Source organism: Pseudomonas sp. (assembly GCF_051660785.1).
Classification (GTDB): Bacteria; Pseudomonadota; Gammaproteobacteria; order Pseudomonadales; family Pseudomonadaceae; genus Aquipseudomonas.
This window is the reverse complement of the sequence record NZ_JBOFQE010000087.1, coordinates 43,090-63,952: the sequence shown is the minus strand read 5'-3', so window position 1 is coordinate 63,952 and position 20,863 is coordinate 43,090. Positions and strand designations below refer to the sequence as shown.

Annotated in this window: 21 protein-coding genes and 1 pseudogene; 8 read left to right on the top strand and 14 right to left on the bottom strand. The window is 58.2% G+C overall.

Going from position 1 to position 20,863, the window contains the following annotated elements; genetic code table 11:
* Window positions 1-4: 4 nt before the first annotated feature.
* A complete protein-coding gene (locus tag ACRC4F_RS23360; RefSeq protein WP_438661479.1) occupies window positions 5-1,057 on the bottom strand; it encodes an agmatine deiminase family protein in 1,053 nt (350 codons plus the stop codon).
* A 134-nt stretch (window positions 1,058-1,191) separates the two neighbouring features.
* On the opposite strand from ACRC4F_RS23360, the gene ACRC4F_RS23355 reads away from it, so the two are divergent.
* Window positions 1,192-2,058 (top strand): LysR substrate-binding domain-containing protein, encoded by an 867-nt coding sequence (locus tag ACRC4F_RS23355; RefSeq protein ID WP_438661478.1) that lies wholly within the window; start codon window positions 1,192-1,194, stop codon window positions 2,056-2,058.
* Between the two features lie 73 nt (window positions 2,059-2,131).
* Here ACRC4F_RS23355 and ACRC4F_RS23350 read toward each other — a convergent pair whose 3' ends face one another.
* Complete coding sequence (locus tag ACRC4F_RS23350) at window positions 2,132-2,593, bottom strand: HvfA family oxazolone/thioamide-modified RiPP metallophore (protein ID WP_438661477.1); 462 nt, start codon at window positions 2,591-2,593, stop codon at window positions 2,132-2,134.
* A gap of 210 nt (window positions 2,594-2,803) precedes the next feature.
* Between ACRC4F_RS23350 and ACRC4F_RS23345 the strand changes: the two are divergent.
* Window positions 2,804-2,935: pseudogene (locus ACRC4F_RS23345) on the top strand (TetR/AcrR family transcriptional regulator); the annotation flags it as partial.
* On the opposite strand, the gene ACRC4F_RS23340 reads toward ACRC4F_RS23345, so the two are convergent.
* Window positions 2,936-4,144, bottom strand: coding sequence for an MFS transporter (locus ACRC4F_RS23340; RefSeq protein ID WP_438661550.1), 1,209 nt, complete (start codon window positions 4,142-4,144; stop codon window positions 2,936-2,938).
* A 275-nt stretch (window positions 4,145-4,419) separates the two neighbouring features.
* Window positions 4,420-4,806 (bottom strand): c-type cytochrome, encoded by a 387-nt coding sequence (locus ACRC4F_RS23335; RefSeq protein WP_438661476.1) that lies wholly within the window; start codon window positions 4,804-4,806, stop codon window positions 4,420-4,422.
* Window positions 4,807-5,010: 204 nt separating this feature from the next.
* Between ACRC4F_RS23335 and ACRC4F_RS23330 the strand changes: the two genes are divergently transcribed.
* On the top strand, window positions 5,011-5,313 hold the full coding sequence (locus ACRC4F_RS23330) for a DUF7693 family protein (RefSeq protein WP_438661475.1): 303 nt from the start codon (window positions 5,011-5,013) through the stop codon (window positions 5,311-5,313).
* On the opposite strand, the gene ACRC4F_RS23325 is transcribed toward ACRC4F_RS23330, so the two are convergent.
* On the bottom strand, window positions 5,297-6,571 hold the full coding sequence (locus ACRC4F_RS23325; protein WP_438661474.1) for a glucarate dehydratase family protein: 1,275 nt from the start codon (window positions 6,569-6,571) through the stop codon (window positions 5,297-5,299). The genes ACRC4F_RS23330 and ACRC4F_RS23325 overlap by 17 nt on opposite strands.
* The gene (locus ACRC4F_RS23320) at window positions 6,568-7,947 is read right to left on the bottom strand and encodes an MFS transporter (RefSeq protein ID WP_438661473.1); all 1,380 of its coding nucleotides are present in this window, start codon (window positions 7,945-7,947) and stop codon (window positions 6,568-6,570) included. Before ACRC4F_RS23320 ends, ACRC4F_RS23325 begins: the two co-directional genes overlap by 4 nt.
* A 106-nt stretch (window positions 7,948-8,053) precedes the next feature.
* Here ACRC4F_RS23320 and ACRC4F_RS23315 point away from each other — a divergent pair, with 106 nt between their 5' ends.
* Both ACRC4F_RS23315 and ACRC4F_RS23310 read left to right on the top strand, forming a co-directional pair.
* Window positions 8,054-8,956 carry a LysR substrate-binding domain-containing protein gene (locus ACRC4F_RS23315; protein WP_438661472.1) on the top strand — a complete coding sequence of 301 codons (903 nt, stop codon included), beginning with the start codon at window positions 8,054-8,056 and terminating at the stop codon, window positions 8,954-8,956.
* A gap of 113 nt (window positions 8,957-9,069) precedes the next feature.
* The gene (locus ACRC4F_RS23310; RefSeq protein WP_438661471.1) at window positions 9,070-10,755 is read left to right on the top strand and encodes a sensor domain-containing diguanylate cyclase; all 1,686 of its coding nucleotides are present in this window, start codon (window positions 9,070-9,072) and stop codon (window positions 10,753-10,755) included.
* A 55-nt stretch (window positions 10,756-10,810) separates the two neighbouring features.
* Here the strand turns inward: ACRC4F_RS23310 and ACRC4F_RS23305 are convergent, their stop codons facing one another.
* Both ACRC4F_RS23305 and ACRC4F_RS23300 read right to left on the bottom strand, forming a co-directional pair.
* Window positions 10,811-11,146 (bottom strand): hypothetical protein, encoded by a 336-nt coding sequence (locus ACRC4F_RS23305; protein ID WP_438661470.1) that lies wholly within the window; start codon window positions 11,144-11,146, stop codon window positions 10,811-10,813.
* Window positions 11,147-11,280: 134 nt separating this feature from the next.
* On the bottom strand, window positions 11,281-12,255 hold the full coding sequence (locus ACRC4F_RS23300; RefSeq protein ID WP_438661469.1) for a zinc-binding alcohol dehydrogenase family protein: 975 nt from the start codon (window positions 12,253-12,255) through the stop codon (window positions 11,281-11,283).
* A 197-nt stretch (window positions 12,256-12,452) separates the two neighbouring features.
* Here ACRC4F_RS23300 and ACRC4F_RS23295 point away from each other — a divergent pair, with 197 nt between their 5' ends.
* Window positions 12,453-13,085, top strand: a complete 633-nt coding sequence (locus ACRC4F_RS23295) for a CGNR zinc finger domain-containing protein (protein WP_438661468.1) — start codon at window positions 12,453-12,455, stop codon at window positions 13,083-13,085.
* A 122-nt stretch (window positions 13,086-13,207) separates the two neighbouring features.
* Window positions 13,208-14,092, top strand: a complete 885-nt coding sequence (locus ACRC4F_RS23290) for an alpha/beta fold hydrolase (protein ID WP_438661467.1) — start codon at window positions 13,208-13,210, stop codon at window positions 14,090-14,092.
* A gap of 41 nt (window positions 14,093-14,133) precedes the next feature.
* Here the strand turns inward: ACRC4F_RS23290 and ACRC4F_RS23285 are convergent, their stop codons facing one another.
* The 3 genes from ACRC4F_RS23285 to ACRC4F_RS23275 all read right to left on the bottom strand — a co-directional run bounded on the left by ACRC4F_RS23285 (window position 14,134) and on the right by ACRC4F_RS23275 (window position 17,394).
* Window positions 14,134-15,417: an MFS transporter gene (locus tag ACRC4F_RS23285; RefSeq protein ID WP_438661466.1), complete on the bottom strand. Its 1,284-nt coding sequence runs from the start codon at window positions 15,415-15,417 to the stop codon at window positions 14,134-14,136.
* Between the two features lie 63 nt (window positions 15,418-15,480).
* Window positions 15,481-16,359 carry an alpha/beta fold hydrolase gene (locus ACRC4F_RS23280; protein ID WP_438661465.1) on the bottom strand — a complete coding sequence of 293 codons (879 nt, stop codon included), beginning with the start codon at window positions 16,357-16,359 and terminating at the stop codon, window positions 15,481-15,483.
* Between the two features lie 30 nt (window positions 16,360-16,389).
* Complete coding sequence (locus ACRC4F_RS23275) at window positions 16,390-17,394, bottom strand: PdxA family dehydrogenase (RefSeq protein ID WP_010459116.1); 1,005 nt, start codon at window positions 17,392-17,394, stop codon at window positions 16,390-16,392.
* Between the two features lie 1,472 nt (window positions 17,395-18,866).
* Between ACRC4F_RS23275 and ACRC4F_RS23270 the strand changes: the two genes are divergently transcribed.
* The gene (locus ACRC4F_RS23270) at window positions 18,867-19,160 is read left to right on the top strand and encodes a DUF3077 domain-containing protein (RefSeq protein ID WP_438661464.1); all 294 of its coding nucleotides are present in this window, start codon (window positions 18,867-18,869) and stop codon (window positions 19,158-19,160) included.
* A 92-nt stretch (window positions 19,161-19,252) separates the two neighbouring features.
* Here ACRC4F_RS23270 and ACRC4F_RS23265 read toward each other — a convergent pair whose 3' ends face one another.
* From ACRC4F_RS23265 to ACRC4F_RS23255, 3 genes are read right to left on the bottom strand one after another with little or no spacing between them, the layout of a single operon-like run.
* Complete coding sequence (locus ACRC4F_RS23265) at window positions 19,253-19,540, bottom strand: hypothetical protein (RefSeq protein WP_438661463.1); 288 nt, start codon at window positions 19,538-19,540, stop codon at window positions 19,253-19,255.
* Window positions 19,537-20,265: a peptidoglycan recognition protein family protein gene (locus ACRC4F_RS23260; protein ID WP_438661462.1), complete on the bottom strand. Its 729-nt coding sequence runs from the start codon at window positions 20,263-20,265 to the stop codon at window positions 19,537-19,539. The genes ACRC4F_RS23265 and ACRC4F_RS23260 overlap by 4 nt, the downstream gene beginning before the upstream one ends.
* Window positions 20,266-20,805 carry a PAAR domain-containing protein gene (locus ACRC4F_RS23255; RefSeq protein ID WP_438661461.1) on the bottom strand — a complete coding sequence of 180 codons (540 nt, stop codon included), beginning with the start codon at window positions 20,803-20,805 and terminating at the stop codon, window positions 20,266-20,268.
* Between the last annotated feature and the right edge of the window lie 58 nt (window positions 20,806-20,863).

Genomic DNA, 20,863 nt, shown 5'->3' with positions numbered 1-20,863 from the left:
GGCATTACCCCTGCACCGGCCAGGCCGGCTGTTGCTGGGTAATGCAATGCACCCCGCCGCCGCCATGGGCCAGGTGATTGATCCGCACCGGCACCACTTCGCGGCCCGGGAACGCCTGAGCCAATACTTCGGCCGCCGCGTTGTCGGCATCGATGCCATAGGCCGGCATGATGATCGCGTTGTTGGCGATGTAGAAATTGGTGTACGAGGCACAGAACACTTCGGCTTCGGTGTCCACGGCATCGGTGGCTTCAAAGAGTTCGATCAGCTCGAACGTGCGCCCTTGGGCATCGGTGGCCAGTTCCAGCGCGCGACGGTTTTCCCGTGCAACTTCGGCATACACCGACTGTTTGTCGTGAGTGGCGTCAACCAGCAACACACCGGGACGCGCAAAGGCGCAGACGCCATCGACGTGGCCATCGGTCATATCGCCGGTCACGTAGTCCGGATCACCCGGCAGCCAGATGGTTTTTTTCACCCCCAACAGACGCGTGAAGATCTCCTCGATCTCGGCCTTGGTCATCCCCGGGTTGCGATTGGGGTTGAGCAACACCGACTCGGTGGTGATCAGCGTGCCTTCGCCGTCGACATGAATCGCGCCGCCTTCGTTACTCAGCGGGGTGCCGAAACACGGCACGCCGAGACGATTGAGTGCGCGACGCGCCAGGCTTTCATCCAGGTTATGCAGCGACTTGCCACCCCAGGCATTGAAGCGCCAGCTCACACCGGCCAGACCGTGTTGCGGATGGCAGACGAAGCTCGGGCCAGAGTCCCGGCACCAACTGTCGTTGACCGCCAGCGGGATCAGTTCGATGTTGGGCCCGCACAGCGCCTCGGCACTCGCGACAGCCGACGGGTCGACCACCAGTTTCACCGGTTCGAACCGGGCAATGGCGTTGGCGACACGGGCGAAATCCTCTTGCACCAGCGGCAAGGTGACGCCCCAACCCGATTCCCAAAGCGCCTGGTTGTGCGGCCAGACCATCCAGGTCGCGGCGTGCTTGACCCACTCTGCCGGCATCCGCCAGCCACTGTTCTGAAGTTCGTTCTGCTGCATGACAAGTACCTTTGAGTTAAGTCATTGTGTTCAATGAAAACTGCCTTCGCGGTCTTGGCATGCATGCTACGGCTGTGAAATAAGGCGAACAAACGATGGATTTTGTAGAAAAGTGATTAGAGGAACTTATCAATATGCTCAAGCACTGGCCTCCGCTCAGCACCCTTCGCGGCTTTGAAGCCGCCGCGCGGCTGGGCAGTTTTCACAAGGCTGCGGACGAGTTGCACCTGACCCAGTCGGCCATCAGCCAACAGATCCGCACGCTTGAGGCCTACCTTGAGCAACCGTTGTTTTTTCGCAGTGGACGCAGTGTCAGCCTGACCGATGCCGGTCACGATTTGCTCAGCACCACGCAAGCGTTATTGCAGCAACTGGCGGTCGGCATTCGTCGTCTCGGGCAATACCAGAAACCCAACCAACTGGTGCTCAACACCACACCGACGTTCGCCCGGCACTGGCTGCTTCCACGCCTGGAAGATTTTCGCCGTCAGCATCCGGAGGTCGACCTGTGGATTTTCAGCACCGATGAAGTCCCGGACATGGCCACCCAGACCATCGACCTCGCGGTGCGCGATGACATCAGCTCCCAGGCCGAGTGCAGCTTCAAGGTGCTGCACGCAGACCGCCTCTATCCGGCCTGCCACCCGGACCTGTTGGCGGTGCCCGTCGAGCAGCGCACCACGCTTCACGGCGAGCGGGAAATGGACTGGAGTCATTGGGCCGTGGAGGCTGGCATTGATGTCGGCCAGAAGGATCAGGGGTTGAATTTCTCCGATCCCGGCCTGTTACTGGACGCGGCGTGCGCGGGGCTCGGCATCGCACTGGTCAGCCAGTTGCTGAGTCGGCCAGCGCGTGCAAACGGGTTGTTGCAACCCTTGGTCGAGGGCACCATTCGCGGCCCGAACTGGGCCTTGCTGACTCATCGCGACAGTGAAAACAATCCGCTGGCGCGGACCTTCGTCGAATGGCTGTTGAGCAACCTGGAAGCGAGTCACGAATAAACACCAGTGCTGGCGAGACAGAGAAAACCCCGTCTCGCCATACCGGTGTTGCAGGAGTCGGCAGCAGCGCCTATCAGCCTTGTGCTTTGCTCATTTTGGTGAACAGCTCGGTCGGCACTTTCTTGCCGTTGGAGGTGAACTGGTTGGTGCGGAATTTGTAGACCTCGCCTTCGGAGAGGAAACCGTCGTTGTTGGTGTCCATCGCCTTGAACTCCTCACCGCCCTGCGGGGCCACGGTCAGCAATTCTTTCAGGGAAACTCGGCCGTCGTGATCGGTGTCGGTACGGGCGAAGGACGCGTCGCCGCATTTGCCTTCACCGCACTTGCCTTCACCGGCCTTGGTCACCTTGGCGCCGGTTTCGCTGGCGCCGCACTTGCCTTCGCCACACTTGCCTTCGCTGGTCTTCTCCGCCGCGGCGAGTTGGTAACCTTGAGGCAGTGCGTCGGCGGCGAAGGCAGACGAAGCGAGGTTCATGCAGCCAACCAGCGAAACAGCGATCAAGCCAATACGGGATTTGTTCGAGAGACGGGACATGGTTATTTCTCCGGATACTGTGTGCGGCGAGGCCGCTCAGGGTCAGCCACTTGGGCGATAAGCCGTGGTGCGAGGGACGTTTGCTTTCTCGCTAAGGCCAGGCCATTTGACTGCATCCGTGTATCCCGGATGTATCCGCTTCTAGGGGATTTGTACACCAGCGTCGTCGCAGCGGGTCTGGATACACGACGATACACAGGCCCCGCGCTTATTCTCGCATCGATAGCGGGGGCGATGCTGATTGCCAGAGCGCTGGACAACCCTGAGTTATCCGAGCAGTTCCTGCAATCGCTCATCAGTGCCTGGCCCGCCGCGCCGGAACAGGAAAGTGAAAAGTGCTGATCACTGGAAGCTCGGCTCGGCGCAAGTCGCTGACGTAGCACGAAGTGTAGGCAGCCCCAGCAGCACGATCACCACCATCACCAGCCCAGCAACAATGGCGACGCCGAGCCCTGCCCGCGCGCCATAGCGGTCGATGACCAGGCCGGCCAGTACGCCACCGAGCGCAACGCCGATGCTGATGCCTGTCGTCATCCATGTCAGTCCTTCGGTGATCCTGGACGGTGGAACAATGATCGTACCGAGATTCATGACGACGACCATCGTGGGCGCAAACGACACACCCGCCACAAACAGCATCCCCGAAAGGACGTAGACGTCCGGTGAGAAAATGGGCAGCACGGCAGTGACGGCCGTTACCAGCACCCCAACAAAGAACTGCTTTTCAATCGATAAGGAAACCCTAATTGCACCGAAGGTCAGGCCCGCGATCATTGAGCCGAGCGCATAGGCTGCAAGGATGAAGCTGGCGGACGCTGGCCAGTCTTGTGCATTGGCGAAGGCAACCACCGCCACATCGATTGACCCGCCAATCACACCCATTGCCAGGAGCGCCAGAACGATGGTCCGAACGCCGGGAATAAGCAGGGTCGAGCTTGTGCTACGGCTATTGCTCACGACCACCTTCGGTTCTGTCTGCCGCTGCAGAAGAAAAGCCGTCACGCCGATGACCAGCAGCACGACGGCGACCAGAGGTCCGGCTTCGGCGAAGAAGCTGACGCTCAAACCAATGGCAAGTGGCGGGCCGATAATAAAGGCGAGTTCAGTCAGAACCGTGTCCAGGGAGAAAGCCGTGTGCAACTGCGGCTTGCCACGGAAAAGCTGTGTCCAGCGTGCTCTGATCATGGCGGGCATGCTGGGCATCGTGCCCGCCAATGCCGCAAGAATAAAAAGCAGTGTGGCCGGAGCCCTCATATATACGGCGAATATCAGCGCCAGCAACATGCCAATGCTGAAGGCAGTCACAAAGGGCAGAACCCGACTCTGCCCCCGCTGATCAACGAGTTTCGACACCTGCGGGCCGATCAGCGCATTCGCCAGGGTAAAGGTACCGGCGACCGAGCCAGCCAGCCAATAAAGACCCCTCTGCTGCACCAACATGGTAATGATGCCGATGCCGATCATTGCCTGCGGCAGACGGGCAATGGAACTCGCAATCACCAACCCCATGACGCCGGGGGTGGTGAGAAGTTCGCGGTAGGGATTTGCCATGAAATATCTAAAAATAATCAAGTTGCGCATCCTTGCCTCCAAGAAGTCATTAACATCACTTCTGTTGATTCACCACACTTACATCATGTAAGCGCAAGCCCAGGAACCATTATTCCGGGTTGATTCAGAAACAAAACGCCGGGGAACATCAAAGCCAAGACTCTGCCCATGACACATCGAAGTCAACGGCGGTCGAAAAACGCCCCGGCCACCCTCGCCCGGAGTGCACGCCCATAAGCTGCAACCACTCCAGTAAACCAGACTCGGCAGAAGCCCTACTGCGGCTGAAAAGTTTGAAGATACGCCAACAGGTTTTCGATCTTATCCGGATCGCTGAGTCCCCAGAAAATCATGCGGGTACCGGGAACCACTTTCTTTGGCGCTTCAAGGTACGCCGTGAGGGTTTCGCGGGTCCAGACGATGCCGGCTGATTTCATCGCGTCGGAATATTGATAGTCCCTGGTACTGCCCGAAGAGCGTCCGAAAATGCCATTGAGTTGCGGCCCGAACGAACCCCGCGCCGACTCCCCGACTTGATGGCAGCCGCCGCATATGCGTTTGAACAAAGTAGCGCCCGCTTCAGCATCGCCGGCCGCTTGTGTATGCGCGCTGAGCAACCCGGCATTGAGCAACAACGCCAAGGTGAGTGCGGCTTTCTTCATGTGCTGCTCCCAATCATCTGCGGCTTATCGCTTGTGAATCGACTCGCACCCGATTGGAGTTTGTTCCTGTAAGCCGCTGGCGGGAAAGTCTACGGAATAAATGAGCATCTTCGTAGCCCACTGCGAAGGTGATGTTGTCCAGCAACAAGCGCAGACTCTATCCTGTGCACCCGAATGCCTGCCACGACTTCACCGGAGACCTCTGTGCCACCCCTGACCGCCCGAGAGGTTTACCAGCAATTGCGCGACGCCGCGCTGGAAGTTCGGCCACTGAAATACCTGGCCGAACAACCCGAGCCCGGCCACATGCACGTCGATATCGAAGGCTGGCGCCTGAGCCTCGGTTTCGACGGCAGTCACCTTCTGCATTGCCACCGTTGCCAGAGCCCGGACGGCCGCGAGGGTGAACTCGACCGCTGGCAACGCACCGACCCGGTCAGTTTGCTCAGCACCTGGGAACTGGCGCAGATCGAGCGGTTGCTGACGGAATTCAAAAACGTGGTTTGACCGCTTTCCAGTCCGGCTTGTAACGCTGCATCTGTTTCACGTCATCGCGCTGGCGAATTCCGCAGGTCAGGTATTGATCATGCAGTTTGCCGAGCTGATCGTGATCCAGTTCCAGACCCAAACCCGGTGCACGGGTGATCTTCACGCAGCCGTCGACAATCGGAATCTTGCCGCCCTTGATCACCTCTTCATCCGGTTCCTGCCACGGGTAATGCGTGTCGCAGGCGTAATCCAGATTGGGCACGGCGGCAGCCACATGCGCCATCGCCATCAGGCTGATGCCCAAGTGCGAGTTGGAATGCATCGACACACCGAGACCGAAGGTGTCGCACATTTTCGCCAGAGCCTGGGTATCGCGCAGACCACCCCAGTAATGGTGATCGGCCAGGACAATCTGCACGCTGTTCAACGCCACGCTGCGACGGAACTCGTCGAAATCGGTAACCACCATGTTGGTCGCCAGCGGCAGGCCGGTGCGTTTGTGCAGCTCGGCCATGCCGTCGAGGCCTGGCGTCGGGTCTTCATAATATTGCAGGTCATCGCCGAGCAATTCGGCCATGCGGATCGAGGTTTCCAGTGACCAGTTGCCGTTCGGATCGATGCGCAACGGGTAACCGGGGAAAGCCTTTTTCAGCGCCTTGATGCACGACACTTCGTGCTCCGGCGGCAGTGTGCCGGCCTTGAGCTTGATGCTTTTGAAACCATTGGCCTCGATCATGCGCCGCGCCTGGGCGACGATCTGCTCTTCGTTCAGGGCTTCGCCCCAATTGTCCGGCTTGTAGGGTGAATCGACATGCTGCGCGTACTTGAAAAACAGGTAGGCACTGAACGGAATTTCATCGCGGATCGCCCCGCCGAGCAAGTCCACCAGCGGCACATTCAACGAGTGCGCCTGCAGATCAAGGAACGCCACCTCGAACGCCGAATACGCGTTGCTCACCGCTTTGCTGGCATGGGAACCGGGCGCCAGTTCCGCACCGGCAATGCTCGCCGGTTTGTTCGCCGCCACAGTGGCTTGGACGATGCGGCGCAGCTGATTGAGGTTGAACGGGTCGAGGCCGATCAGTTGCTGTTGCAACTGCTGCTGGATCAGCAGCGCAGGGGTATCGCCGTAGCTTTCACCGAGGCCAATGTAGCCGTTGTCGCTTTCGATCTCGATGATCGAGCGCAGTGCGAAAGGCTCGTGAATCCCGCTGGCATTGAGCAACGGCGGATCACGGAAGGCGATTGGGGTGACGGTGACTCGGGTGATTTTCAAGAGGCTGCTCCCTTTGGCTCAGGTTTCAATGCGGGGTGACTTGGAGATTGTTGAGGGGTGGCGGTCAGCACACTGCGTGCATCGCCACGAGGTGCCGTGCGAGCGAAAAAGATCACCACCGCCGCCACCAGCGAAGTAGCCGCCAACCCGTAGAGGCCGCCTTCGATGGAGCCGGTTTTCTGCTCCAGGAAACCGAACGCCGTCGGCGCCACGAAACCGCCGAGGTTGCCGATGGAGTTGATCAAGGCGATCACCGCGGCTGCGATGCGGGCATCGAGGTAACCTTGCGGAATCGGCCAGAACAATGCCGAGGCCGCTTTGAAACCAATCGCGGCAAAGCAGATAGCGACGAAGGCGAAGACCGGCCCGCCGGTGGTAGACATGAACATGCCGAACGCGGCGATCACCAGCGTCAGCGCAACCCAGGCCTGCTGGTGTTTCCACTTGCTGGCCATGGCGGCGAAGCCGTACATCGCGATGATCGAAATGATCCAGGGAATCGAGTTGAACAGGCCGACCTGGAAGTCGCCAAGGTTGCCCATTTTCTTGATCATGCTCGGCAGCCAGAACGTGGCGCCGTAGATGGTCAGGGCGATGGAAAAATAGATGAAGCAGAACAGCGCGATTTGCTTGTCGGCGAGCAATTTGAACATCGATGGCTTGACCGTCTGCGTGGCTTCGCGGGCCTGCTGCTCCAGCGCGATGGCGCCTACCAGTGCATCTTTCTCTTCTGCGCTCAACCACTTCGCTTCACGTGGATGGGACTGCAACCAGAACCAGACAAATCCGCAGAGCACGATCGAGGCAAAGCCTTCAATCAGGAACATCCACTGCCAGCCATGCAGACTGAAACCGCTGACGTTCAATAGCGCGCCGGACACCGGTCCGGAAATCACCGAAGCAATCGCCGAACCGCTGAGGAAAATCGCCATGGCCTTGCCCCGTTCGGTCGACGGTAGCCATTGAGTGAAGTAGTAAATGATGCCGGGAAAGAAGCCTGCTTCGGCCGCCCCGAGAATAAAACGCAGGACGTAGAAACTGGTTTCGCCACGCACGAACGCCATCGCCATCGCCGCCGCGCCCCAGGTGAACATGATGCGCGTCAGCCAGGCGCGAGCGCCGTAGCGTTGCAGCAACATATTGGACGGCACTTCGAAGATTGCGTAACCGATGAAGAACAACCCGGCACCCAGGCCATAGGCGGCAGCGCCAATGCCGAGATCGGTTTCCAAGTGGCTGCGCACAAAGCCGATGTTGACCCGGTCGATGTAGTTGACGATGAACATCACCACGAACAGCGGCAACACGTGACGCTTCACCTTGGCCGCGGCGCGGGCGATCACATTCGGGTCCGGCGGACTCTGGAGGGTATTCAAGGGGTGACTCCCGATCATTGTTTTTTTAGGGACAGGCCGATCATGGACGCCGGTATTGATCCCGTCTAATCTAACTTGGCATTCGATTGATACCTGGATTAGATCAATGTTCGAACTGACTCAACTGCGTTGCTTCACCACGGTGGCGACCGAACTCAACTTTCGTCGCGCCGCTGAACGACTGAACATGACCCAACCGCCGCTTAGTCGACAGATTCAACTGTTGGAGCACCACTTGGGCGTCGAGTTGTTTACCCGCACCACCCGCAGCGTCGCCCTGACCGCCGCCGGCCGCGCGTTCTTTATCGAAGCGCAAAACCTGCTGGAGCGCGCCCAGCAAGCGGCGGTGACCGCACGGCGTTTCGCCGAAGGCGACATCGGCTCGGTCAACATCAGCTTCGTCGGCAGCGCGGTGTACGAGTTTCTGCCCAAGGTCATCGCCGAAGCGCGACTCAAACAGCCGCACGTGAAAATCGATCTGTCGGAGATGAACACCTACCAACAGCATGAAGCCCTGCGTGCCCGTCGTATCGATTTGGGTATCGTCCGCGCGCCATTGCTGGAGCCGGGCTACGCCACCGAGTGCCTGGTGCGTGAACCTTTTGTGCTGGCCGTGCCCAGTCACCACCGGCTCGCGAGCACGCAAACCGTGTCGGTCAAAGACCTCGATGCGCAACCGTTCCTAATGTACTCCCATGCCGCCTACCCGCCGTTCAACGAACTGCTGACCGGTATGCTGCGCTCTGCCCGCGTGGCCCCGGAATACGTGCAATGGCTCGGTTCGTCGCTGACCATCCTGGCCCTGGTCAACGCTGGAATGGGCCTGGCCCTGGTGCCCCGCTGCGCCACCAGCGTGGTATTCAAGAACGTGGCGTTTCGCGACATCGACCTGGGCGAAGGGGTGCAGAGCGAATTGCATTTGATCTGGCGCGAGAACAACGACAACCCGGCATTTGCGATGTTGCTCGAGGGGATCCGACGGGCTGTGAGGGAAGGATGGGGCGTATGAAAGTGCTCCGAAAAAAGGTCGTTCCACCCAGGCCATGAAAGCGCCGCCACTGGCAGCGCCCCCTCCATTGCGCATACCATGCCGCGACTCCAAAAAACTTCAGCCAGGCCCTCATGATCAAAGCCAGTCTGCGAAGCCACCTGACTCTCTGGTTTGCCGGATTGTCGTTGCTCACGTTAGTGAGCGTGGGCTTCTACGTAGGCCATATCGCCACCGAGCAGATGAAGCAGGCGAGCGGCAATGCGTTGTTGAGCACGGCAAGGTCTGCGGCCGAGCTGTTGGGTGCGCAGCTGCATGAACGCCAGCTTGAAGTGTCCCTGCTCAGTCGAGCCCCGCTTTTCAAACATGGCGATCTGGACGATCCGGATATCTTGAGTTCAATCGAGCTGCGTTCGCAGTCCCGCGCCGAGTACGCCTGGATGGGCGTAGCGGATGCAGATGGCCGTGTGCGCCAAGCGGTGAATGGCTTGCTGGTGAATCAATCGGTAAAACAACGCCCCTGGTTTCAGGCCGGGTTGCGCGGTGCCTACACCGGTGATCCACACGAGGCAGTCTTACTGGCCAAACTGTTGCCGGGCACCGCCAGTGGCGAGCCTTTGCGCTTCATCGATTTCGCCGCACCGATCCGCAATGCCGAAGGCCAGGTTGTCGGCGTGCTGGGCGCTCATGCCCATTGGAGCTGGGTGACGCGCATCGTTGACGCGGCAGTGCTGCGAAAGGACATGACGCCTGAAGTGGAAGCGCTGATCGTCGACCACGACGGTAAAGTCCTCTACCCGGAACCGCTCATGGGGCAACTCGTGCCGAACATGCCGGTGGCCCGGGAAAACCATTCCGATACCTCTGGCTGGTCCGTGGGCAACGGTTACCTGACCAGCGTTGTCGCGGTGCCGACGCCATCGAGCACCGACCTTGCGTGGTACATCGCAGTGCGGCAACCCCTGGACATCGCGCTTCAGCCCGCACGCATCCTGTTTTACAAGTTGCTGGTATTGGGCGTGATTGCCGCGATCGTGTTTGGTCTGGTGGCTTACTACCTGGCGCTCTACCTCAGCCGCCCGATCGAGCAGTTGGCAAAGTCGGCCAAACAAGTGCAGAACCAACAACCCGGCGTGACCTTCCCCCGCGATCATTCGGTGCGAGAAATTGCCCAGTTGGGCCAATCCCTCCAGGGCATGACGCAGTCCTTGCTCGGCAAGGAGCGCGAGTTGCAGGAGGCCAATGCGTCGCTGGAAGCCACCGTCGCACAACGCACCGCCGCCCTCACCCGGGCCAATGCCGATCTGTTGAAACTGGCCACCCACGACGCGCTGACCGGCGTGTACAACCGGCGGCGATTCGACGAGAAGCTGGACGAGTGCAACCTGCTGTTTCAACGCACCGGACGGCCGTTTGCTTTGCTGTTCATCGACGCCGACCATTTCAAGCAAATCAATGACACCCATGGCCACGCGGTTGGTGACGAAGTGCTGCACCAACTCGCCCGGCTGATTCAGGACAACACCCGCGCCACTGACTTTGTGGCCCGTTACGGGGGTGAGGAATTTGCGGTGCTGTTACCGGAAGTCGAAGAGCCAGAGAGTCCCGGGGTCGTTGCCGAGAAGATCCGCGCTGCGATTGCAGAGGCCTCGTTTACCACGGTCGGACACGTCACCGTGAGTATCGGCATCGGGCTCGCCGAGTCATCGGACAGCAATACGACCGCGCTGATCAAACGCGCCGATCAGCAGCTCTATCAAGCGAAATGGTCGGGAAGGAATCGGGTAGTGCAGCAGGCTCGTATGACGGAACGCCACTGACCAAGCAACTCCCTCGCCACAATGACGTGCCCGTCGACAAGACCGGGTATAGCGCTTACTGAACGTTTTTCAGCTTGACCACATCACCGGAGATCTTGGTGGTGTAACCGGTCAGGACCCAGGCCCAGAACCAGTTTTCCTGCACCTGGGTGTTGATCATCGCGTCGCCGCCCTTGGCTTTGATCGCTGCATTCTGCGCGCGAACAAAACGGTTGTTCTGCTGGATTGGAATCACGCCGAACAGCAGCAGACCAGTGGCGCTTGCTTCGCTGTGACCCAGGACGGTGTATTGGCTGCTTTCATAATGCTGGGTGTTCATCGGCGTGCCGGTGCAACCCGCCAGAACCAGACCGAACAGGGCGACGGCAACTGCTTTACTGAGGTACTTCACTGAAAAACTCCATGAGATGTTGCCCGGGATCCGTTTCTCGGGCGGCGCACACTCTAACGGATGAGGTGGCCAATTGGTATCGTCAGCCACCGCGGCTCAGCGGCGGCTTTCGACAAGCCTTAGCCACCCTTCAGTCAATCGTGCACAACCACCATCTTCCCACCCGCCTCATTCGCTTCCATGACCCGATGTGCCTCACGAATCTCCTCGAACTTGAAGACCCGTGACGGCCTGACATCCAATCGCCCCGCCACTACATCTTCAGCAATGGACTGCAATGGAACGTCCGCCAAAGGGAAACCCGGGGTTCCGAAAACAAAGCTGCCAAAAAAGGTGAGGTAGACCCCACTTGCCATTTGCAGCAATGGATTAAACTCGGCGATCGGTTCCAGGCCGCCCAACCACCCCGCCAGGCACACCTTGCCACCGCGGCGAACCATCGAAAGCGAATCCAGTATTGTGCTGTTGCCCACCAGATCCAGCACCGCATCGAACTGCCCCGCTCCGGTGATTCGGCTCGACAGCTGCGGCCCTTCCCGTTCGACACTCACAGCGCCCAAAGCCTTCAGCTGTTCAAACCGCTCAGGGCTCCTGGACGTTGCGACAACCTGTGCGCCGGCATTCACCGCCAGCTTCACCGCAGCCTGGCCAAACGAAGACGTGGCGCCTCTGATCAGCACCCTCTGCCCCTCTTCAATTTGCAGATTGCGGAAAAGGCAGGTCCAGGCCGTTGCGTACGTTTCAGGTATTGCGGCGAGTTCTGCCCAAGGCAGATCAGCCTCGATCAACGCCACATTCGACACCGGCGCACGGGTGTACTGCGCATAACTGCCATTGATGGTGCGGCCCAGCCCACCCATGAGTGCAGCGACTTTGGCCCCTACCGGAAATTCGCCACCCGGGCATGACTTGACCAGCCCTACACACTCGATGCCTGAGACCGGAGCGGCTTCTGCCCACTCGCCACGACGCATGTGCATCTCCGCGTGATTGATTCCGAAGGCCTTGATCTCAATCACCACATGCCCGGGCATCGCCTCGGGTTCAGGAAGATCCTTGTAGACGAGGCTGTCGAGTCCACCGAATTTTTCAAGAACGATCGCTTTCATGATGTCTGTCCCGGGGAGGGAGATCCTGAACGAACCCGACCTCACCCTTAGCAAGTGGATTATTAGCGTTATCGCCGCCGGCAGGCCGTAACCACACCGAAGACATTTAAGAGGTTATGTCCATCCTCGTAACTTGTCAAATGAGTTTTGAGTGGTTACGCTGACCATTCATCCATCAACGTCTTCAGGACATTCCCATGAGCACGACTCCCCGCGGCCCGGCCATCTTTGTCGCCGATGCCGCAGCCCTCGATTTCCTGAATTCGATAGCGACTCCAGTCGATCAACCCGTTGACTGGATCGACGACGGTGCTGGCTGGCTGGAATGGCTGCAACAATCAGGCTGGGTAGAGGAATCGATACTCAAACGTCTTCAAGCGCAAGCGATGCCGGGAGAACTGGAGACGGTTGCTGCGCAGGCCAGGTCCTTGAGGGAGTGGTTTCGCAGTTTTGTCTTGAAATACAAAGGCAAACCGCTGGAGGCGTCGGCTCTCAAGGAGCTCGAGTCGTTGAATCGCCTGCTCGAACGGGACGAAAAGTTCACGGCGATCACTGTGCAGGAAGGCGATACACCGAAGCTGTCCTGGCAGCTTCAGCGCCGCTGGCGCGGCCCGGACTCCCTGCTTCTGCCGCTCGGCGAAGTGCTGGCGGAGTTCGTGTGCAAGGAAGATTTTTCCGATGTGAAATGCTGTGAGGGACCCGGTTGCACCCTGATGTTCGTCGACCACACCCGGGGCAGAAAACGTCGCTGGTGCAGCATGGCAGTCTGCGGAAACCGAGCGAAAGCCGCCGCACACCGCGAGAGACAAAAGAAAAACCTGGACGTCTGAAGTGTTTGCCCCCTACAAATAAATAACCTGTTTAAATTGATTTGACAGGTTATTAAAAGACTGCAAAAGTGAATCCTGCAAACCGGTTAAAACTCATCTGACCAGTTACGAGGGCACTCATCATGACTTTTTCCACGCCTGTCACGACCCCGATCAACTACACGTTTGCCGACGCCGACGGCATCCGCGTCTTCTACCGAGAGGCCGGCAACCCCGCGCATCCGACCCTTCTCTTGCTCCATGGCTTTCCGAGCTCTTCGCATCAGTTCCGGCAACTCATTCCATTGCTCGCGGAACACTTCCATATCATCGCGCCTGACCTGCCCGGCTTCGGCTTCACCGAAGTACCGGCCGAGCGTGAATACGTTTACACCTTCGATGCGCTGGCAGAATCGCTCGGCCACTTCGTAGACGTGCTGGGACTGAAGCGGTACGCCATGTATGTGTTCGATTACGGCGCGCCGACGGGTCTGCGGTTGGCGGTGAAGCATCCTGAACGGATGACCGCGCTGATCTCGCAAAATGGCAATGCGTATCTGGAAGGACTGGGTGATGCCTGGGCGCCCATCAGGACCTATTGGGCGGAACCTTCGGCCGAGAATCGCCAGGCCATCGCCGATGCGGTTCTTCATCTGGAGGGGACGCGTTGGCAATACGAACACGGTGTCAGCACGCCGGAAAAAATCGCACCCGAGTCGTACACGCTCGACGCCTTGTTGATGGAGCGGCCGGGGAACAAGGACATTCAGCTCGACCTGTTTCTGGACTACGCCAACAACCTCAAGTGCTATCCAGCGTTCCAGGATTTTTTCCGGGAAACGAAACTGCCGACGCTGGCGATCTGGGGTAAAAATGACCCGTTCTTCATACCGCCCGGCGCCGAAGCCTTCAAACGCGATAACCCCAATGCCGTTGTCGAGTTGCTGGACACCGGGCACTTCGCGCTGGAAACCCATGCGGACCACATCGCGAAGCGAATTATCGAAGTCATTCATAGCGCTGTTTAGCGGCGTGACAGGCGGACGCCAGCGTGTGTCCGCCTCTCGCTTTACGACTGAGTTACAGCGGCTTGTGAATGCGCAGATGAAACAGGCTCGGGCGCAGGTTCATCGTCCAGTTTGATAAACATTGCCAGCACCGGCCCCATCAAAACCACGACGATGGAAGCGCCGAACGCCACCGCCCAGTTGTTCCCCGTGATGTCCAGCAACCAACCGATCACCACCGGCGACACCGCGCCGGCCAGGGCCATACCCGTAAACGTGCAGGCACTGGAGGTCGCGGAGTGTTCGTGGGACACCTCGGTGCCTATGACCCAAAGCGGCGAGTCGGCCAGTTCCGAGCAGAAGAACGAGAAGCTCAGGCCGCAGGCGCAGATCATCAGGTCGTGGGTGAACATCAGCGGAATCAAGCCAATGATCGAGGCCAGGAAGCCGAAAATGATCAGGTCGCGACGTGAGCGCAGACGGTTGCCGGTGACCTTGAAACGCCAGTCAGAGAGCATGCCGCCCACCGCGGTGCCGACGGTTCCGCCCAGCAGCACAAAGGTTGAAAACAGCGCGGTGTGGGTCAGGTCCATGCCGTAGCGCTGGGTGAAGAACGACGGAATCCAGTTGAGGAAAAACCACAGCACCCAACCATGGCAAAAACAGGTGGCAGCGGCCGGCCAGACTTTGCGCAGCATCTGCGGCCAGTTGACCGGTTTGGCCGCCACGGGTGGCAGTGGCACGGCGGCGGTGGATTCGACCAGTTTCTTCGATTCGCTCAGGCTGAAGTACATGATGAACATGTAGATCAGCGTCACCACGCCGAGGATGACGAACGTCAGGCGCCACGAGAACTGGATGATCATGAACGTCACGATCAACGGCGCCAGTGCGTTGGCCAGGCGTCCTGACGCATGCATCATGCCCTGGGCCGTGCCGCGCTGGGTGATGGGGATGGCGCGGGCGATCATGCGCGCCGCTGTCGGGTAGATCGGCGCTTCGCCGATACCGACCACGAAGCGTGCAATCACCAGCACCACCAGACCACTGACCAGCCCCGTGGCAATGGTCGCCGCCGACCAGATAATGCCGTAGAGCAGCATCGCCTTGCGTGAGCCGATACGGTCACTGAACCAGCCGCCGGGAATCATGAAGCAGCTGTAGGCGATGGCGAAGGCGGAAAACATCATGCCCAGGTTGGTGTTGCTGAAACCCAGCTCCTTGCTGATCGTCGGTGCCGCGACGGCCAGGTTGGTGCGGTCCACGTACATGATGAAAGCCATGATGCAAAGCAACACGAACGTCAGCGTTGCCCTGCGTTTTTGCGCAAGCGTAGTCGGAATCATTTTCTCCACCTTTTTTTATAGTTGTAGTGGGCAGGCGGTCATCCCGGACCGCCTGTCATTGCGTTACTTGAAGAAGCCGTGCAACACCTCGTAGGTCTCGTCCGGACATTCTTCCTGCAGGTAGTGGCCCGAGGGCACAGTGGCGGTCTGCACGATGTTGGTGGCGTAGCGGCTCCAGATTTCTGCAGCGTTATGGTTGCGGCCAACGCCGCCCTTTTCGCCCCAGAGAATCAGCGCCGGGTTGTCGATCCGGCGGCCCGCATCGAAGTCGGCGGTGTCCATGTCCAGGTCGATGCCGAAGGTCGCGCGATAGTCTTCGCACATCGCATGGGTGGTGGCCGGGTTCTTGATGCAGCGGATGTAATCGGCCAGTGCTTCGGGTCCGAAGAAACTGGTGCCTTGATCAGTCTTCGACAGTTTGCGGCGGATGAAGAACTCCGGATCGGCGTTCATCATGCGCTCAGGTGTCGGCGCGTCCTGGGTCATGAAGAACCAGTGCCAGGAGAATTTGCCCCACTGGCGTGTCACGTTGTTCAGCAAATAATGCTGCGGCAACATGTCGACGAAACCCGCCTTGAGCACTTTGTCGCCGTGGTCCAGGCACATGCGATGCAGCACCCGTGCACCACGGTCATGACCAGCGGCATAGAACTGCTCGAAACCCAGCGATTGCATGACTTCAACCTGATCCTGGGCCATGGCGCGGAAGGAATAATCCGAATGATCGCCACCGCCTTCCGGTTTGGAGCTGTCGCCGTATCCGCGCAAGTCGGTGCACACCACAGTGAAATCTCTGGCCAGGCGCGGCGCAATTTTGTGCCAGGACAGGTGATTGAATGGGTTGCCATGCATCAACAGCAACGGCGGGCCTTCGCCACCGACGACGGTAACAATCTCGGCACCGCTGGTTTTGGTGATGGTCTTGGTGAAATTCTCGAACATGGTGTCAGCCTCGATTCTTTTCTCGATCACTTAGCGTTTGGATTTGCGCGCGGCCGCGTTATCAGCAGCGACACGGAACGCGGCAGCCATGGCACCGACATCTGCAATGCCTTTGCCGACGATGTCGTAAGCCACGCCGTGCGCCGGGGTCGCGTACACAGTCTTCAAACCACCGGTCAGCGTCACGCCTGAAGAGAAGCCCAGCAACTTGGTCGCGATCTGGCCCTGGTCGTGATACATGATCACCACCGCGTCGAAATCGCCGTTGCGCGCTTTGATGAACACCGTGTCCGACGGGAACGGCCCTTCGCAGGCCAGGCCTTTGAGGCGCAAGGCTTCGAGCGTCGGGCGGATGATCGTGATCTCTTCGTCGCCGAACAGACCGTTCTCGCCGCCATGGGGATTGAGTGCCGCGACGCCGATCCGCGGCGCGTTATTGCCCAATGCACGCAACGTGTCGTGGGCCAGTTGCAGCGCACCTTCGATGCGGTCCGGTTGCACCATGTCGACGGCTTTGCGCAGCGCCACATGGGAGGTCACGCGGAAAGTCGAGAACTGCGGGATGATGTTCACTTCGCCGAAGTAACCGACGTGCTCGGTCCAGGCGGCAAACATCTGGTGTTCGTCATGGTACTTCCAGCCACCGCGATGCAGGCCGGCCTTGTTGAGCGGCGCGAAGCAGATGCCATCGAGTTCGCCGGCCAGGGCCATGTCGGTCATGATCTTCAGGGTTTCGCCCGTTAGACGGCCCGACTCCGCATTGACCAGGCCACGCTCATACAGCGCAGGGTCCACGTTGTGTAAATCGATCAAGGGAACGGCGGCCTGGGAATGGTCGGCTTCGCGCAGGTGCACAATCTTCTGGTACGGAATGCGCTGACCCGCGTCACGCATGCCGAGCTCGAGCACACGCTCGTCCCCAATGATCACCACATCCGCCCGCTCACGTGCCTCAGGCGTCGACAACAGCTTGACGACCAACTCAGGGCCAATGCCGGTGACATCGCCCAGCATAAGTCCAATCAGGGGTTTCATCAGTTTTTCTCCTGTCCAGGCAAGGTGGGTTTTTTATTGTTATGGGGAGCGCCGATGGCGTAACGCAGGCCGAATATCCGGTGCAACCACTGAGGCCCATCCTAGGCCGACGGGCTGGGGCTTCAAGGTGCGAAACGTGGGGTGGGGGTTCACAGAATGTGGTTTGAGAAGGGTGTGGCCGGGAAGATCTTCGGATAGCTCTTACGGATAGCGACGAAGCACCCTACACGCGCCTGAAAACAAAACGAGAAATATCCTACTTATGACAGCTTATTAGCGACAAAAAAAACCCGTCCCAGCCGAAACTGAAACGGGCTTTTCCCCACATCAACGACCGTTACTTCAGGTCGTCAAAGTGGTCTCGCAGGAATTCGTAAAAGCGAAACGCTTTCAACAATCTCCATACGAGGCTCAGCGTACGCAGCAATAGCTTCATACGTTTTGGCCTCCAGGTAGGGGCCAAACCTCCAGCGCACTTACCGGATCACGCGAGCCTTAGGGACGACACGCTAGTATCTCCCATGAGGCGGCCGGTTGAGTTCCCTCCGAACCATCATCCCGGCACGGGTGCAAAACCGTGTCAGAGGGCGTGAAACTGTTATGTCACCGGCCAAACCTCACAGCCGCACCAGCCTGTGAGCGCCGGCATATTAACCTAGAAACTCAAGCGCAGCGGCTGGTCTTTAGCGTTTCAAGGCAAAGGGACGACGTGTTTTTGTAAAACGTTATTTCTGTCAGGTTCTTGCTATCGCATTGAACACCATAAGTCACTACTGGTGCCTTCAGATGACGTAAATCAACCGAAGTAAAATAACGTTGCAGGGATAAGCAAAGCTCAATATTATGCCCCCACGCTAGTGTCTCCCATGAGAAGCACCAAGTCCCAGCCGCAAACTGAGGCTTACAAAAGAACCGCCCCGCAAAGGCGGTTTTTTTTCGTCTGCCGTTTGCCAGCGCTGCGACCTCGCCGAGCAGCGGGCCGTCTTCGTCGCTGGCGGTGCTCTTTTCAGAATATTGAGTGGCTACATGTCGGAGTTGTAGGCAAAATCCGAGAGCTGCGTAAGGGGGTACGCTTTGTGCTCTTTTTGCCTTGCTGCCGCCTTGTTGGTCCTCTCTTTGTCGGGATACTCTCCAGACGTCGCTGCACATTCAGCGACCGGGCGTGAGACCCCGGAGACAATCAAGGCGCAAAGCGCCACAGAACCAATTGCGGCGTTTTTTTTCGTCAGCGATCAGGTTTTATGGCGGCTGTGCGTGGAAGGCTTTCGGGCCTACCGGTTACCTTGATTGCCGGGTCTCACACCACGCACGGCTGCCACCCACGCTTTTGAGACAGCTAAGTGGCAGTTCCTCCAATCAAGGGAACTGATAATGAACAAAATAAATCCGTCCGAAATACGTCTTCTCACCCACCTGCCTTCTGCGCGGTGCTGTTCGTCACCTATTCACCTTTGCGTCTATGGAGGTGATCAATGACCGAACCAACAGAAGCAAAAACCATTGGCTTCACCCCCTGCATCTATTGCGTCGACCGCCCACTGTTCCACGTCAGCGCCGGCGTTCCTGTCGATGCAGCACTGGCAATGGCTTCAGATCTACTGTTCTTGGCCAAGGCGCTAACAAAAGACGCCGCCTATGACAGAGAAACGGACCGTTTTTCGTGGGCTGCGCACTATTTGACGGCAATGGGGAAAGCGGTAATTGATGATGTGGTCAAAGCGGTTACGCCACGACCTGATAGAGCGAGTCTGAAAGTCGCAAAATAGCGGCTAATCACTCCAGATGTTTGCCCCGACTTCGTCGGGGCCTCTGATCAATTGCCGCAGTATGAGCAACGACCCTACCTGCAAAGACAAACCTACATTTTTGCGCACATCTCGACGTCAGCCTGTGTCTTCACTTCCGTTTCAATGCCCAATCTGTATTTGCAGTAGTCAATGATGTCCTGGCGTAACTCATCGCTCAGCTTCTCTACCTTCCGGTAGTCACCGTCGTTGGCGTGAATGTTGAAGAATTTCATTCTCAACGTAGGCGTCTTTTTCACAAAGAAGATGGTGTTGACCTCACCATCTGAAACTTCGTTGTAGTAGCCAATGTTTAGCACCACCAGCAATGCAAGCACGCCTGCTAATAGAAAGTACTTCATTCTACGGCCGGCCGAGGCGGTGGCAGAAGCTGCGTTTTAGTGCGGATATTCCTTACCAGCTCCATGCCAATATTCCCCGGACAAATCTTGCCGTCTCTGTCTTGACCTGGAAACTCTCGATGCCCGCCAAACCGCTCAATGACAAATACACTTTTCAGGGCTTCCACTAGGTGCAGCAGAGCGTCTATTTGCGTCGCAGGTATGACATTCGTTGTGCTATAGCCCAAGTACTCAAGGGTTTCACGCCCTTTGGCAACGATGTCTCCGCCCTCTTCTGCGGTCGTTAGATTTTCCAGAAGGACGATGCCAATAACGCCTGTGTTAAATAGCTTGACACTGGATGCCTGTAACCGGATATCACGCCCTTCTAAAACGGTACCGTCACAGGCGATGCCATAGTGATAGCCGATGTCGTCGTATTTGTTACCCATGTGGTGTGCTTGAACGCCCTGCATCTGTTTGACTCCACCAGGCGTGCATTCATATGACCGGCCAGCATGGTGCAAGGCGATCATTGTGTAGTCCCAGTCTTTCACCATATCCGGTTTTCCTTTCAAAGCCCCCCATTCTGAGCGCTCAGTGAAAGTGTGCCCAAGCGATTGGACCTTTTTGATGATTGCCTCGCGAGTGGCAGCACGGTCATTAATGGTGATCGGCACCGGGCACATGAACTCGCCAGGCTTGATCTCCTTAGCGGTCGCCTCGGTAGCAAATTTGGCGCCCATTCAAACGCCCTCCGACATTTCATGGAGAGTACGCGCGGGCGCGCTGAATTTAATATGCAGGGAGATTATAGAATCGGGGGACGGCGCCTTGACATGTGCGACCCCGTTCGCATCGGTCACTCCCGGGGTTTGCACACCATCAACGGTGGCGACAAACTCCCGTAAAGCCAAAGGCTGCCCAGTTTCGCTATCGCTAACGCTGAATGATTGCCCGAATACTTTTTGAAAGGACAACGGGAGTGGCGCAATGAATGGGGCTGGGGTGTGAGAGCTTCCAATGATGATGGTTCCGGATCCCGCTGTGACGGAGTTCCCATGAGTTCCAGTGCTCCCCACAGTCGCGGCATTTAACCCGTTAATGAAAACAGTAGCGGAGACATCACCAACCAACGCGCTTCCGCACGCGCTCGTGTCCGATTTTCTGGCTGCAGCCAGTCCATCAAAAAAAACATCGGGGGAGCCGGAAACGATCGGATTTGTATTATGCCCAGGCAAGGGGCACGCGGTAGGATCATTGATGCGGGCGGCAGGCTTTGCCATCTCAGATTCCTTTCTGGTTGCTCTTAATGAGGGCAGCAATGTACCACCGGGCGTTCCG

Bases quoted from the DNA above. Each gene is read 5' to 3' on its own strand.
- ACRC4F_RS23255 (WP_438661461.1), bottom strand. From the start codon at position 20,805: ATGGCAAAGCCTGCCGCCCGCATCAATGATCCTACCGCGTGCCCCTTG.
- ACRC4F_RS23290 (WP_438661467.1), top strand. From the start codon at position 13,208: ATGACTTTTTCCACGCCTGTCACGACCCCGATCAACTACACGTTTGCC.
- ACRC4F_RS23265 (WP_438661463.1), bottom strand. From the start codon at position 19,540: ATGAAGTACTTTCTATTAGCAGGCGTGCTTGCATTGCTGGTGGTGCTA.
- ACRC4F_RS23360 (WP_438661479.1), bottom strand. From the start codon at position 1,057: ATGCAGCAGAACGAACTTCAGAACAGTGGCTGGCGGATGCCGGCAGAG.
- ACRC4F_RS23350 (WP_438661477.1), bottom strand. From the start codon at position 2,593: ATGTCCCGTCTCTCGAACAAATCCCGTATTGGCTTGATCGCTGTTTCG.
- ACRC4F_RS23315 (WP_438661472.1), top strand. From the start codon at position 8,054: ATGTTCGAACTGACTCAACTGCGTTGCTTCACCACGGTGGCGACCGAA.
- ACRC4F_RS23300 (WP_438661469.1), bottom strand. From the start codon at position 12,255: ATGAAAGCGATCGTTCTTGAAAAATTCGGTGGACTCGACAGCCTCGTC.
- ACRC4F_RS23275 (WP_010459116.1), bottom strand. From the start codon at position 17,394: ATGAAACCCCTGATTGGACTTATGCTGGGCGATGTCACCGGCATTGGC.
- ACRC4F_RS23295 (WP_438661468.1), top strand. From the start codon at position 12,453: ATGAGCACGACTCCCCGCGGCCCGGCCATCTTTGTCGCCGATGCCGCA.
- ACRC4F_RS23260 (WP_438661462.1), bottom strand. From the start codon at position 20,265: ATGGGCGCCAAATTTGCTACCGAGGCGACCGCTAAGGAGATCAAGCCT.
- ACRC4F_RS23335 (WP_438661476.1), bottom strand. From the start codon at position 4,806: ATGAAGAAAGCCGCACTCACCTTGGCGTTGTTGCTCAATGCCGGGTTG.
- ACRC4F_RS23285 (WP_438661466.1), bottom strand. From the start codon at position 15,417: ATGATTCCGACTACGCTTGCGCAAAAACGCAGGGCAACGCTGACGTTC.
- ACRC4F_RS23340 (WP_438661550.1), bottom strand. From the start codon at position 4,144: ATGGCAAATCCCTACCGCGAACTTCTCACCACCCCCGGCGTCATGGGG.
- ACRC4F_RS23310 (WP_438661471.1), top strand. From the start codon at position 9,070: ATGATCAAAGCCAGTCTGCGAAGCCACCTGACTCTCTGGTTTGCCGGA.
- ACRC4F_RS23280 (WP_438661465.1), bottom strand. From the start codon at position 16,359: ATGTTCGAGAATTTCACCAAGACCATCACCAAAACCAGCGGTGCCGAG.
- ACRC4F_RS23355 (WP_438661478.1), top strand. From the start codon at position 1,192: ATGCTCAAGCACTGGCCTCCGCTCAGCACCCTTCGCGGCTTTGAAGCC.
- ACRC4F_RS23270 (WP_438661464.1), top strand. From the start codon at position 18,867: ATGACCGAACCAACAGAAGCAAAAACCATTGGCTTCACCCCCTGCATC.